General features: G+C 59.6%; 13 protein-coding genes. 4 read left to right on the plus strand and 9 right to left on the minus strand.

The features are described from left to right. Positions 1-12: 12 nt before the first annotated feature. On the minus strand, positions 13-414 hold the full coding sequence (locus tag CKW06_RS02230) for a hypothetical protein (protein WP_024957164.1): 402 nt from the start codon (positions 412-414) through the stop codon (positions 13-15). 209 nt (positions 415-623) lie between these two features. Between CKW06_RS02230 and CKW06_RS02235 the strand changes: the two genes are divergently transcribed. After that, positions 624-1,445, plus strand: a complete 822-nt coding sequence (locus CKW06_RS02235; protein WP_024957163.1) for a hypothetical protein — start codon at positions 624-626, stop codon at positions 1,443-1,445. A gap of 93 nt (positions 1,446-1,538) precedes the next feature. Here CKW06_RS02235 and CKW06_RS02240 read toward each other — a convergent pair whose 3' ends face one another. Beyond that, on the minus strand, positions 1,539-2,336 hold the full coding sequence (locus CKW06_RS02240) for a siderophore-interacting protein (RefSeq protein ID WP_024957162.1): 798 nt from the start codon (positions 2,334-2,336) through the stop codon (positions 1,539-1,541). 59 nt (positions 2,337-2,395) lie between these two features. Then, positions 2,396-2,956 (minus strand): PadR family transcriptional regulator, encoded by a 561-nt coding sequence (locus CKW06_RS02245; protein WP_024957161.1) that lies wholly within the window; start codon positions 2,954-2,956, stop codon positions 2,396-2,398. A gap of 568 nt (positions 2,957-3,524) precedes the next feature. On the opposite strand from CKW06_RS02245, the gene aceE reads away from it, so the two are divergent. The 3 genes from aceE to CKW06_RS23450 all read left to right on the plus strand — a co-directional run bounded on the left by aceE (position 3,525) and on the right by CKW06_RS23450 (position 7,997). Then, on the plus strand, positions 3,525-6,212 hold the full coding sequence (aceE, locus tag CKW06_RS02250) for a pyruvate dehydrogenase (acetyl-transferring), homodimeric type (protein WP_005407842.1): 2,688 nt from the start codon (positions 3,525-3,527) through the stop codon (positions 6,210-6,212). A gap of 88 nt (positions 6,213-6,300) precedes the next feature. Further along, complete coding sequence (locus CKW06_RS02255; RefSeq protein ID WP_076738392.1) at positions 6,301-7,476, plus strand: DUF262 domain-containing protein; 1,176 nt, start codon at positions 6,301-6,303, stop codon at positions 7,474-7,476. Positions 7,477-7,478: 2 nt separating this feature from the next. Next, complete coding sequence (locus CKW06_RS23450; protein ID WP_141401639.1) at positions 7,479-7,997, plus strand: HEPN domain-containing protein; 519 nt, start codon at positions 7,479-7,481, stop codon at positions 7,995-7,997. A 116-nt stretch (positions 7,998-8,113) separates the two neighbouring features. Here the strand turns inward: CKW06_RS23450 and CKW06_RS02260 are convergent, their stop codons facing one another. The 6 genes from CKW06_RS02260 to CKW06_RS02285 form a co-directional block, all read right to left on the minus strand. After that, on the minus strand, positions 8,114-8,824 hold the full coding sequence (locus CKW06_RS02260) for an NgoMIV family type II restriction endonuclease (RefSeq protein ID WP_231910863.1): 711 nt from the start codon (positions 8,822-8,824) through the stop codon (positions 8,114-8,116). 154 nt (positions 8,825-8,978) lie between these two features. Beyond that, entirely contained in the window at positions 8,979-9,935 is a 957-nt protein-coding gene (locus CKW06_RS02265) for a DNA cytosine methyltransferase (protein WP_076738391.1), read from the minus strand. 402 nt (positions 9,936-10,337) lie between these two features. After that, on the minus strand, positions 10,338-11,156 hold the full coding sequence (locus tag CKW06_RS02270; protein ID WP_024957157.1) for a NaeI family type II restriction endonuclease: 819 nt from the start codon (positions 11,154-11,156) through the stop codon (positions 10,338-10,340). 94 nt (positions 11,157-11,250) lie between these two features. After that, positions 11,251-11,670: a very short patch repair endonuclease gene (locus CKW06_RS02275; protein ID WP_076738390.1), complete on the minus strand. Its 420-nt coding sequence runs from the start codon at positions 11,668-11,670 to the stop codon at positions 11,251-11,253. Positions 11,671-11,766: 96 nt separating this feature from the next. Further along, the gene (locus CKW06_RS02280) at positions 11,767-12,378 is read right to left on the minus strand and encodes an HNH endonuclease (RefSeq protein WP_197697520.1); all 612 of its coding nucleotides are present in this window, start codon (positions 12,376-12,378) and stop codon (positions 11,767-11,769) included. 766 nt (positions 12,379-13,144) lie between these two features. Next, positions 13,145-13,513: a hypothetical protein gene (locus CKW06_RS02285; RefSeq protein WP_024957155.1), complete on the minus strand. Its 369-nt coding sequence runs from the start codon at positions 13,511-13,513 to the stop codon at positions 13,145-13,147. Positions 13,514-13,681 lie beyond the last annotated feature (168 nt).

Below are 13,681 nucleotides of genomic sequence, written 5' to 3' on the forward strand. Positions count from 1 at the left end.
CCGCACGATCCCTCAGCGCAACGCGCCCAACCATGCCACGCACGCTTCGCTCGGGCTCTGCTTGGCTTTCACTGCCAGCCCGCTTACACGCACGAACGTCTGCGCGGCCTGCGCCACCACCTGGCGTGCGATCAGCGCCGCCTGCTTGGTCGCGGCCTGCTGCTTGCGCAGTTGCACGATGTGCACCGACGGCCGGCCCACCGGCGCGTATTTCTGGTCGCGGCGCAATACATCGGCCACCTGCGCCACTTCGAATTCGGCCTGCAGGTAGCGGTGCTGTGCCTCCACCAGCTCACGCAGCGGCGTGCGCAGTGCGGCGGGGTCGGCAAAGGCGGCCAGTGCCACATCGCAGGCGGCGTCATCGGCAAAGCGGGTACGCAGCGCATCCACGCTGGCCAGGGTCAGTTTGGCCATGTGGGCCTCGTTGCTGCAGGAAAGGAGCGCGATTGTCGCATTGCTTGGCGTGTTCCGGAGCGGCGGTCTTCCGTTTGGTAGAGTCGACTGTTAGTCGACTGCTCTTGGCGCGATGCCGGAAACCCCCGCGCTGCGCGCGATAGTCGACTAACAGTCGACTCTACCTGGCTGGCGTTTCAGGCGCAGCCGCACCCACGGAAGGAAGACCCATGCAGGACGCGCAGTACTGGTTGAACGAATTCTGGTCGGGCCTGAGCGTGCTCGATCTGGTGGGCGGCAGCGTGCTCGGTATGCTGCTTGGCCTGGTGCTGGGCATTCTCGCCTGGCGCGGGCTGCACCGCCGGGGTTGGTTGCAGCGGCGCAAGCGCTGGCATCACTGGCTGCTGGCCAGCTATGTGGTGGTGCTGCCGCTGGCCACCGCCTTCTTCGGGCTGCAGCTGGGCTTCACCGCCGGTGCGCACCGCGCGCTGTTCAAGCAGCTCGATCATTTCCAGCCGCACCTGCAGACCCTGGTGGAAGGCTGGAGTGAGGGCTTCACCGACTCGCTGGACGACCCGCGCATGCGCGAGGCATTGCGCAGCCAGGGCACGGTGGGCGACGTGGCCGATACCATCGCTTCGGCCTACCTCAGCGAACATCCGTTGCCCGGCCTGGATCGTCTTGGCAACGGCCCGTTGGCGCGCGGCACCGGCTGGGTGATCGGTAAGGTGCGCGAAGGCCTGCTGCGCGGCATGGTGGAAGACACGCTGGTGGACAAGGCCGACACCGTGGGCCTGGAGCCCAAGGTGGTGCGCGAGGCGCTGACCATGCATGTGGATGAGCTGCTGCACACCCGTGGTGTGCTGCGGCTGGTGAAGGCGCAGATCAACGGCATGATGCCCGGCGTGTACTTCGGGCTGCTGTTGCCGTTGTTGGTCATCGCACTGCTGGTGGCGCTGGAGATCTGGGCCGCGCAGCGGTTCGGGTGGGCGCGCCGGGTGGTAGTGCCGGCCGCTGGCCGGCAATTGCGGTTTCCTGCAGAAGGTTCATGAGGTTGCCGGCCAGCGGCCGGCACTACCTGTTGCAGGGCGTGCGGACCAACGGTCCGCACCTACCAGGCAGGGTCCGCACCCACCGTCTTTGGATCAATCGCCGTCGGTTTCGTCCGGGTGCGCCTTCCAGTAGCCGGTCGAGCGGATCCAGTCGCGCGGTACGCCCAGGTGGCCTTCGATGAACTTGCGCATCATCCGTGCGCGGCGCGATTCGGTGGCGATCCAGTAGAAGACATCGCCGTCCGGTGCCTCGAAGTCGGTCAGCATGTCTTCCAGCAGCGTGCTGGTGGCCGCCGGGAAGCCATTGCGCTCCAGCCAGTGGATCCGCACGTTCTCGTACTGCGGCAGGTCCTGGCGTTCGGCCTCATCGCTCACTTCGATGAAGGCCTGCACCTCGGCACCGTCCGGCAGCACGTCCAGCCAGCGGGCGATGGCCGACAGCGCGGTTTCATCGCCGATCAGCACATAGGCATCAAAGCTGTCGGCCACCACGAACGAACCGCGCGGGCCGCCGATCACCAGCACGTCGCCCGGCTGGGCCTGCTCGGCCCACGGCCCGGCAATGCCCTGGTCGTGCAGTACGAAGTCGATGGCCAGCTCGCCGGTCTCGTGGTCCCACCAGCGCGGGGTGTAGTCGCGGGCCGGCGAGGGCTCCTTGCCGGCCGGATAGCTGCGGCCTTCGGCGGTGACCACCGGCAGCACCATCTCGCCCGCAGCGTTGGGGAAGAACAGCTTGATGTGGTCGTCGGCACCGGGCGAATCGAAACCGACCAGCTCGGCGCCACCCAGCACGATGCGGCGCATGTGCGGGGTGACCTCTTCGGTGCGCAGCACGGTCAGTTCACGGAAGCGCACATCCAGGCGCAGGCGCGTGTTGTTGTGTTCGGTCATGGGGTTACCTGTAAAGGTGTCGCGCAGTGCTGCGCGGCGTAGGAGAGACCTGGCTGGATTCAGTCTGGCTGGGTCGTTGAAATGGGTGGGCTCTCGCTACCGGCCGTACCGTTGAGCAGGGCAGACGCCCGCGTCAGCAGCGCCGCCACTTCTTCCGCTTCGCCCTCGGCCCAGCGGCCGTGGTGATGCACCAGCGCCCGCTTGAACTCGCGCAGGGCACCGGCCAGCGGCGGCGGCAGCGAGGCCTTGGTGATCTCGCGGGCGCGGTCGAAGGCACGCCGCTGTGCCAGCCGCACCTGGGTGCGCTGCACCTTCAGCTCGAACTCGCCGGCGGCGGTGATGCGGAAGATCCGCTTGCCGTCCACTTCCTCGGCCTCGATCCAGCCGGCCTGCTCGAAGCTGGCCAGCAGCGGGTACATGGTGCCGGCGCTGGGCGTGTAGGCCTGCATGAACTGGTTGCTGATCAGCTGCATCAGCTCGTAGCCATGGCGGGGTTGCTCGCCGATCAGGGCCAGCACCAGCAGGCGCAGGTCGCCGCGGCTAAGCACCCGCGGCTGGCCGTTGCGGCGCGGCACTTCCGGATTGGTGGAACGGGCTCTGGGAGAAGCGGTGCGGCTCATTTCGATATATCGGTAAACGAGTGTGCAAACGATATATCGATATATCGAAGCCGGCAATCATCGATCCGGCCACAAGCGGGTCAGTTTTGGGCCACGGCCAGCCCCGCGCACAGCAAAAGGGGCGCCCCTTGCGAGGCGCCCCGGGCAACACTGTGGAAGGGAGCGAGGCAGGGCCAGACGGCGGACCGAAGCGGGCGAGGCCAACACTCAAGGCCTACCCTGAGGGCAGGGTGGGGGCCAATCCAGAGGCAGGTGCGACACGTTGTCGCCGGTTCAGCGCTAGCCCGCGCTGCCGATACGGCAGGCTGTGGTGCTGCCCTACAACCGTCATCGGCAGCGGTAACACTGCGTCCTGCACATGGGCGCAGCGGCCCGCAAGCGACAGCCCGCGCAGCCACCAAGGCCCGCCGCAGGGCCGTCAGCGGGCCCGGCAAGCCCCTTGCGGACACTGGCCGGTTGCATCCATACGCCTGCGTAGCCAAGTGACGAAAGCCCTTGGTGCGCTACACTTTGCGGTCTAGAAATCTATACAACAGTCGCGCGCGTGCGTGCGGTTATGGGAGCGCTAATGAACTGGTTGAACGAGGTGCTGAACAACGACCCGAATCCTGTGGAAACCCAGGAGTGGATCGAGTCGTTGAAGGCCGTTATTGATGTCGAGGGCTCCGAGCGCGCGCATCAGCTGCTGGAAGGCATGGTGGAACTGACCCGTCGTTCGGGCGCCTACCTGCCGTTCTCTCCCACCACCGAATACGTCAACACCATCGAACCGCAGTTCGAGGCCAAGAGCCCGGGCAATGCCGAGCTGGAATGGCGCATCCGTTCGATCATCCGCTGGAACGCGATGGCCACCGTGGTCCGCGCCAACCGCAAGCCGGGTGACCTGGGCGGCCACATCGCCTCGTTCGCGTCCGGCGCCACCCTGTACGACGTGGGCTTCAACCACTTCTGGCGCGCCCCGAGCGAAAACCACCCGGGCGACCTGCTGTTCATCCAGGGCCACAGCGCCCCGGGCATCTACGCGCGTTCCTTCCTGGAAGGCCGCATCAGCGAAGAGCAGCTGGACAAGTTCCGCATGGAAGTGGACGGCGGTGGCCTGTCCTCGTACCCGCACCCGTGGCTGATGCCGGACTACTGGCAGACCCCGACCGTGTCGATGGGCCTGGGCCCGCTGGCTGCCATCTACCAGGCGCAGTTCATGCGCTACCTGGAAAACCGTGGCCTGATCGAGAAGTCCGACCGCAAGGTATGGTGCTTCATCGGCGACGGCGAGAGCGACGAGCCGGAAACCCTGGGTGCCATCGCGCTGGCCGGCCGTGAAGGCCTGGACAACCTGATCTTCGTGGTGAACTGCAACCTGCAGCGCCTGGACGGTCCGGTGCGCGGCAACGGCAAGATCATCCAGGAACTGGAAGGCGTGTTCCGTGGCGGCGGCTGGAACGTGATCAAGCTGCTGTGGGGCGGTTACTGGGATGCCCTGCTGGCCAAGGACACCAACGGCGTCCTGAAGAAGCTGATGATGGAAACCGTCGACGGCGAATACCAGAACTGCAAGGCCTTCGGCGGCGCGTATACCCGCGAGCATTTCTTCGGCAAGTACCCGGAAACCGCTGCGATGGTGGCCGGCCTGAGCGACGACGACATCTGGCGCCTGAACCGTGGTGGCCACGACCCGCACAAGGTGTACGCCGCCTACCACCAGGCCGTGAACACCAAGGGCATGCCGACCGTCATCCTGGCCAAGACCGTGAAGGGTTACGGCATGGGCAGCGCCGGTGAGGCACTGAACCCGACCCACCAGACCAAGAAGCTGGACGACGAAGCGGTGCGCCACTTCCGCGACCGCTTCAACATTCCGGTGACCGACGCGCAGCTGGCCGACGGCCAGGTGCCGTTCTACCACCCGGGCCCGGATTCGCCGGAAGTGCAGTACCTGCAGGAACGCCGTGCCGCGCTGGGCGGTTACCTGCCGCAGCGCCGCCGCAAGGCCGACAAGACCTTCGTGGCGCCGAAGCTGGAAGCCTACGAGCGCCTGCTGAAGAGCAGCGGCGAGCGCAGCTACTCCACCACCATGGCGTTCGTGCAGAGCCTGAACATCACCCTGCGTGACAAGGAACTGGGCCCGCACATCGTGCCGATCGTGGCCGACGAAGCCCGTACCTTCGGTATGGAAGGCCTGTTCCGCCAGATCGGCATCTACGCGCCGTTCGGCCAGAAGTACAAGCCGGTCGACGCCGACCAGCTGATGTTCTATCGCGAAGACCAGAGCGGCCAGGTGCTGCAGCAGGGCATCAGCGAGCCGGGTGCGATCAGCTCGTGGATGGCCGCCGGTACCAGCTACTCGGTCAGCAACGTGCCGATGTTGCCGTTCTACATCTACTACTCGATGTTCGGCTTCCAGCGCGTGGGCGACATCGCCTGGCAGGCCGCCGACATGCGTACCCGCGGCTTCCTGCTGGGTGGCACCGCCGGCCGCACCACGCTGAACGGTGAAGGCCTGCAGCACGAAGATGGCTTCAGCCATCTGGTGGCCGGTGGCATCCCGAACGTGCGCAGCTACGACCCGACCTTCGGCTTCGAAGTGACGGTGATCCTGCAGCACGGCACCAAGGCGATGATGGAAGATCAGATTGACGAGTATTACTACGTCACCCTGATGAACGAGAACTACACCCACCCGGAAATGCCGGAAGGCGCGGCCGAAGGCATCGTCAAGGGCATGTACCTGCTGACCGATGCCGGCAAGCCGAAGAAGGGCGAGCTGCGCGTGCAGCTGCTGGGTTCGGGCACCATCCTGCGCGAAGCCATTGCCGCGGCCGAGCTGCTGGACAAGGACTTCGGCGTGACCGCCGATATCTGGAGCTGCCCAAGCTTCAACGAACTGCGTCGCGATGGTTTCGACGTGGAGCGTGCCAACCGCCTGCATCCGGAAGGTGAGCAGCGCAAGGCCTACGTGACCGAGCTGCTGGAAGGCCGCCAGGGCCCGGCGATTGCCGCCACCGACTACGTGCGTGCGTATGCGGACCAGATCCGCGCGTTCGTGCCGATGTCTTATACGGTGCTGGGTACCGATGGCTTCGGCCGTTCGGATACGCGTGCGAACCTGCGCCGGTTCTTTGAGGTTGACCGCTACTACATCGCGCATGCCGCGATTGCGGCGCTGGCGAAGGAAGGCAAGATGACCGCGAAGGATGTGGCCCGGGCGATCAAGCAGTACAAGATTGATCCGGAGAAGGCTAATCCTGTTGGGGTTTGATTAGAAGTCTGATCCAAGTTTATAAATAGGGCGCTGTTGCAGATTGTTGCAGTGGCGCCTTTTTTAATCTGAATGCCAGGATTAAAACATGGAAGTGCTGGACGTTACTAGTGATTGGTTTGATGATGATCAAGATTCGGACATCGATGGGCGTATCGATGAGTATGAGATAAGTTCGTCGCCAAACGATTTTAACGTCGCTACGATCTTTAGTTTTATTAAGTCGGGCGCCGTTAAGATCCCCGGATTTCAGCGTCATTTCGTTTGGGACATCAAGCGGTCGTCTAAGCTAATTGAGTCGCTTATACTTGGTCTTCCTGTCCCCCAGGTGTTTTTATACGAAGATTCACGTAATAGTTTTCTTGTGATCGATGGTCAGCAGCGCTTAATGTCCATTTATTACTTTGTGCTGCAGCGCTTTCCTCGGCAGGATAAGCGTGCGGAGTTGAGGGCAATATTTGACCGATATTCTGGTGAAATACCGGCATCTATCATTGATGATGATGACTATTTCGTTCCATTTAAGCTGAAATTGCCTGAGCAGTTGCCAGGGCATCCGAGTCGATTTAATGGACTTAATTATTCAACCCTGGGTGATTACAGGGTTGCATTTGATCTTCGTACTGTTCGAAACATAATTGTTAAGCAGACTACGTCAACTGGTAACGATTCCGCTGTTTTTGAGATTTTTAATCGTCTCAATTCGGGGGGCGTTAATTTAACTCCCCAGGAAATTCGGGCGAGCATGTATCACTCTGATTTCTACGCTGTTCTCCAGCGAATGAACTCAAAGCCTGGTTGGAGGCAGATAGTTGGTCGTGAGGAGCTGGATCTTCACATGAAGGACGTGGAGATTCTTCTTAGGGCATTTGCACTGCTGATCGATTCAGATTCATATGCTCCGTCAATGACAAAGTTCTTGAATCTGTTCTCTAAAAAATCCAAGAGTAATAGTCCTGAGCATAATCTCTACTTAGAAAGAATATTTGATGAATTTTTGACGGCGACTAGTCGCTTGTCAAGCAAGGCTTTCTTTACTCCTGCAAATAATCGATTCAATATTTCTCTGTTTGAGTCCGTATTCTATGCTGCCTGCAAGCCTGTCTTCGATCTGAGAGGCATGCATATTCCGGAGGTGTCAGAGGCGCTGCTCAATAAACTTCGCTCCGAGCCTGGTTTTGTATCTGCATCCTCAGAAGGTACAAGTAAGTCGGAGAACGTTTCCCGAAGGCTGGGCTTGGCCTCCACCATAATGGCGGGGTGACAGTGAAGACTGTCGAGGAATTGAAGTTTTCCGCTGATTCAATCAAAGGCTTCTTGACGGAGAGGGGCGAGATTTCTCTGGTTGTAACTGCTGAAGATGTTTGGAGAAAAAGCGTGCTAATTGCTGCGGCGTCTCATTTCGAGCATGAGCTTGGCCTGGCGATTGAACGATCTGCTCTCCGGCGGGATGTTCCGGAGGATTTTCGAAGCTTAATAGAGTCAAAGGCTATTTCAAGGCAGTTCTATAGCTACTTTGACTTCGATAAAGCGAATACAAACAAGCTCTTTAGAGCTTTTGGTGCTTCCTGCAAAAGCAGGGCTGAGTCAAAAATTAAAGACTCAAAAAGGCTGAGGGAATCTCAGTCGGCATTCCTCAGAATATGCTCGCTTCGCAATCAAATGGTGCATAATAATTATGCTGCGTTCAATATTGATTTGACGACCGACGAAATCTATTCTCTCTATCGCCAGGGTTGTCTTTTTGTCGAATTTTTCGAGGCAATTATATCCGACTGGCACTGATCAGCTACAGGCGGTTTAGTCAATGCTGTGCGGAAATGCCGTCACTGGATCTTAAGTTAGTCCTAGAATACTGCGGGTGATGAGCTCAATGTGCACATCTGAAGATGCGGCTCGGATCAAACGGCAAGGTCCAGCGGAAGATCGCTGATATCCTTAATGCGCTGGCCGTCCACAAGGATGGCCAACATCTCCCTGGCATCATCCAGGCCAAGTTCATCTAGCGCGTTCTGTAATTCATAAAGTGCGAAATGATACGTACAATCAATGTCACCCGTCCCCAGCGCTATCGAGGCCAATCGACTCGGCAGCGGTTCCGCGGTCACCACTACAGCGTGAGGGAGTCTGCCTTTCCGATTTCTGATCAGATTCAGAGCCTCAGAGCGAGCATTTTGAGCTCGATCGCTCCGTATAGTCCATTTGCAAGAAATGCTCGCATGGAGCAAGTTCAGGCCTCCATTGGACTTGCGAATTGATGCCCGCCTAGCGACTGAGTTATCTACCAGAAACTCCTCGGAGTTGATGGTGTTATCTTCAATTAGGCCTTGGGAAATAATTATGTCTGGAGTGATCGTATAGTCTCCACCAAGGGCCGCGGCTAGCTCGCGATTGCCTCTTGTTGCGTTGTCTAAAGCAACTAGATGGGCATACTGCTGGAACTGCGCGATTTTTCGGCGGTTTCGTCCGCCAACCTGCAGTACCTCCCAGCTCCCCGGGCGAATATGTCCAAGTTTCAAGAACGTCGCGCGTACGAAATCAGCGCAGATGCCTTCGAAGGTAGCGCCTGAAGTCTGGGCGGCTACACGGGCTGCTGTGGTCTCAACCTTCAATTGTGAGCGATGTGTTTGCCGATTCTCTTGCTCGGGCCACTATCCTTGTCAGAATTTGAAGGGTTTCCCTCTGAGTCCAAAGTTAGGATTTTTCTCAACAGCGTTGAATGAAAAGCGAGGCGCTCGCTGGTGAAACTTGCTTCCGTATCTTTTTTCATGCAGCCCTGCTTGAGTTCTGTCGCAGCAGCGCCTTCTTGATTTGGCTTGCAACCGACGCCGCAACGGGTGGAGGGAATGCATTGCCAATCTGCCGATAAGCTGCGGTCTTTCGTCCTGCAAATTCCCAAGCATCCGGAAAACCTTGGATACGAGCAGCCATCCGGGGCGTAAGCCGGGGCATTCCAACGAAATCAGTATCAGGTGCCTGGTCCCATAGGCCCATGCCATCAACTCCAAGCGCAGCCCAGGCCTTCTTGGCGCGAGTCGGGCCGAGATCGGGGCCGCCGTGCTTCTTAGAACCACCGACCAACGTAGGAGCAATCGCATTTGCTCCCTCCCGCCATGCGTCAACTTGATCCCAGCCCCTCGCGCCCATCAAATCATGCAGGAGCTCGCCAACAGTCTTCGGCGGCACTTCCGATGCTTCTGGCCAAGAGAAACCCGAGGCCAGCTCCTTTCGCATGCCAACAAATATAACGCGCGGACGAAGCTGGGAGACGCCGTAATCCGACGCGTGAAGCAACCGCCAATCACCGACGTACCCCAGCTTCTTGAGATCTTTCTCGACGCCCTTTCTATAGTCCTCGAACTTTGGATCGAGGAGGCCGCGAACGTTTTCCAGCATGATGGCTTGAGGGCGAACCTGGTCCACGATTCGAATGGCTTCAGGGAATAGATCACGCTCATCGTCGGCACCAAGCTGCTTTCCGGCCTTAGAAAAAGGAGGGCAGGGTACGCCGCCGGCAACGAGGTCCACACCCTTATATGGGGATGCGTCGAATTCGCGAAGATCACCCTCAATCACGTTCCAGCTCGGGCGGTTCAAGCGGAGCGTCTGGCATGCGGCCGGCTCCCATTCCACGAGCGCAGAGTGGTCGAAGCCGGCCATCTCTAGGCCAAGGCCTTGTCCGCCAGCACCGGCGCACATCTCAAGGGAGGTGAATTGACTCATGTAGATCTCAGATCAGAAAGGAGCCCGGCAGGAGGGTGTCGCGCTGGATACAGCGCGAGCTCCTTAGAGCACCAGGTGTTGGGTGGGGGCGGTGGGGTCAGCAAGTACACGCTGGCGCCGTATCAGATGCTGAGACTAGGGCAGGCGTGCCCCTAAGCCGCATGACAGTGCGTGGCGTGTCCAGATGCCTGGATTCCCCTTCTCTGGCAACTGCCAGCGTACCAAGCCTGATCGCTAGTGCAAGTGTTTGGAGTTCAGGACGCTTGGGACGTCATCCCTGCAGGTCAATTCCGCCAAATAGCTTCCGAAATCCCCGAGATGTCAAGGCCCGCGCTGGGCCACTGCGTAACGCAGTCAGCCGAGTCCTGGAAGCTGCTGGCTGTGAGCCTCTATAGCAAAGCCTTATGGGCTATCAGAGATCCTGAGGCTCAACCATTCATCTTTGGCTGCAGGGGTGAAGCCGTGGGCGATCATGATCTCGCGGTCCGCGAGATAGGTGGCACAAAGGACCTGGTAGCCCTCCCTCCCCAGCGTTTCCTTCATCTCGCGAGCCCGCTTCACTGCATCCCTTTGCTGTGCTAACTGTTCGATGACGTCCCGTGGGATGAGAAGGCCCGTGGCCATGGTGAAGAGCGCGCGCACTCGCTGCCGCCCACTAGGCTGGGCCAAGATTGCCGAGCGCACCACTTCAGGGAGATCCAGCATGAAGTTCCTGGGCATCGGACCTTCTACAAGCCATCGAATCTGCGCCTTACCGGCAGCGGAGATGGACTTCTTCCCGTCTCTGTTCTGGCCATTGGTCAGTACTGCTGGGGTCATTCTCAACAGGCCGAGCCAGCAAAGCCCCTTCACATCGTCCGCGCGGACAAGCATGCAAAGCTGCCCAACCGCCTCCTGCGGGATCATCCAATCGTTCTTGACAGTGAATTTGGTATCAACCTCGTGGCCGGCAATTAGATTGTCCAATAAGACTCCTCGCTCCAGGGCCAAGGCTTTGCGGAGCAGGATCTCGACCTTTGTGCCGATGTAAGTCTTTTCTGTTTTCTCTAGCTGATCAATGCAAAATCGCCCCGTACGGGGCGCGTCAATCACTTCGTCGAACGCCGTGCGGAGCGCTTGCCCCACTTTGCTCAGCAGAGCAGGGTCGCGTGAGAGAGCAGCCGCAACCTGCTCTAAAGCGGGGTCATCCAGCTGAGGAACTTGTGAAAAAAGGCCATTCATTGAACCCTTCTATCACAATGTGGGCAATTTACGTAAGGTTATGTCGTGTCCGGCCCATAGTTAGCCGCTGCCCAATTCTCGTGATCCTGAGTTGTCAGTCGGGCCGCAACAATCTGACTATGCGATCGATCTCTCGGGCTCGATCCGCTTCCCGCTTGATCTTGCACTCCCAAACAGTAATCACCTTCCAGCCTGCGGCCCTTAAGCGGCGCGCTGACCTACGGTCGCGCCGGACATTCGCTTCCAGCTTGGGTGACCAGTAGCGCGCGTTAGTTCCCGGCCTCCTTCCGTTCAAGCAACTGTGCAGATGCCAGAAGCAGCCATGCACGAAGATGACGGTTCTGTACTTCGGTAGCACGATATCTGGTCGTCCAGGAAGCCCGCTTCCTCCCAGCACATACCGAAAACCTCGAGCATGCATAGCTTTGCGTAGCCACAGCTCAGGTTTGGTATCTGAGCTGCGAATCCTGGACATTCGTTCGCTTCGTGCTTCAGGGCTAAGAATGTCGGGCATCGTCCTGCCTCGGGTCTTCTGAGATAAAGCACACTCTCGCTTATTTCAGCTCTCGGTAGATAGCAAGTGAACGTTCCATTGGTCCCGCACTGCTTCCTACCACTGGCACTGCGATCGATGCCAACTGATTGATTCCTGGCAGGCTGACAGCTCAGACGGCATGGGAATGCTCAACTCACGGCCATCCAACTCGAAGTAGGTTGATTGCTGGAGAGCAGGCGCCACGGCGATCCGCAGAGAGCCGGGGTTGATGGCTATCAGATACAAATCGAACAGAGTGTGCACATCGGCACGGAGCAAAAGACCGTTCCTGACATCGTTGCTCTTTAGGCCTGAGTAGGGCTGGATGTGGGCCGCCTCGAGCGCATCGACCACATCGCATCCCGTCATAGCACAGCAGCCGCCGTATGCGTCCAGCAGTGCCTTGCGGAAGGCAGGCTGCCCGCGGCGCCGAACGATAGCTGCCAGCACACGTTGCCTCTCGTCCACCTCGTCTGTTGGAGAGAAACTACCAGATGCCTCCGCCGCTTTGGCCTCCTGCTCCAACAGTCCCTTTGTAGGACCAGAGACCGACGTGAGCGTCTCACAGGAAAGCCCGAGGAGCATGGCAAGTTTCGGCTCAACCCTCGCACCCACGTTCGATGCTGGGAGAAGCCCGGGTAGCCAAGGTTTGCCTGCCTGATCTAGAACATGGGAAATGTTCTGCATGCGGTATTCCCACGCCTTGGGCGTGCGTCCGTGGCGGGTTGCCAGTTCCCGATAGACCCTTGCCTTCTCAAGGGCTGATCCACTAGCAAGTCGGGCCTCCATTTGGCGATACGCCTCAACGGCAGCAGCCAATTCGTCGTCAGTCCACCTGCTCACACCCTTCCCTGTCCGCGACCGCGCGTGGCGCTCCTGGGGAAAGTATGCCGTAAACGATGCAATGAGCCGCTAATGGCTTGAGGCGGAGGAGCGTAGTGTGTCAGCGCAAACCGCAGACTGTTCAGGCCCGTCGATGCATCCAGTACGTGGAGTTCGGTTGCAAAGCCCTAATCGGCCGGAAGTAGTCGGCTACTCCAGCGCTGGAGTAGAGGTTGAACGCAAGCCGTCTCACTGGCTCGGCCTATGAAGCCTAGGATGAGCAACTGTGATGACGAGTTGTCCACCAGCAGAGCGGGCTCACCTAGGCAAGTGAGTTCGAAGTACCTTGCTTCAAAGCGTCCGGCACCAAGCGTTGCATCTTCAGCCGCTAGGCTTAGGGCTTCCTCGCGCATGACAGCAAATTCGGTAGCCGAGACCTTGGGGTAAGTCTTCAGCTCCAAATCGCCTTTTGGCAAGTGGAAGTGGGCGAGCGCTGAACCAATCAGCGCTGCTAAGCACAGTACTGCGTACGTCAGAGACTTCATTGGAAGTCCTGCAGATCAGAGGCGAACGGATAATGGGGCCGCGACGATAGCCTGCAGCCCATTGCTTAAGGCTCAAGCCTTAGGCGCTACTCCCGCACCTGCAACCGCTCAGTCACCTGCGCAGTCAACGCCACACACGCCATCTTCAACCCTTCCATCACCCGATCTCCCAGGTACTCCTCGGGCGCTCCATTCTGCCGAGTCCGCTCCGCAGCCAGCATCAGCTCCGCCACCACGCGCAGCCCCGCCAGCGCGCAATCCGCATCCGCCAGCTGAAGACACCGCCCAGGCAGTTGATGCCGCTCCGGCCAAGGCTGGCCATCCGCAGCCGTACCGGTGCCGATGCGGTGCAGCGTGGCGACGAAGGAGTTTGGGTCGGGTGAGGGTTCGCGCTCGGTCTTGGCGTTGTCCGGATCGTACTGCGCGTGCAGGGAACGGAAGTCCGATGTGTTCATGGCAATGCTCCGTACAGGACAGATAGCAGCGCCACCGATAAAGGTGGCGGACGGTGCGGGCTCGAAAACCGGTGAATACCCAAGCCGGCGGGCCCGAAGGCCCCCACGCACCGCCCGCCATGGAACGCGAACGGATTGCCAGTCGGCGCCATCCGAGGATGACGCCGA

It is taken from the genome of Stenotrophomonas maltophilia, assembly GCF_900186865.1.
Lineage (GTDB): Bacteria > Pseudomonadota > Gammaproteobacteria > Xanthomonadales > Xanthomonadaceae > Stenotrophomonas > Stenotrophomonas maltophilia.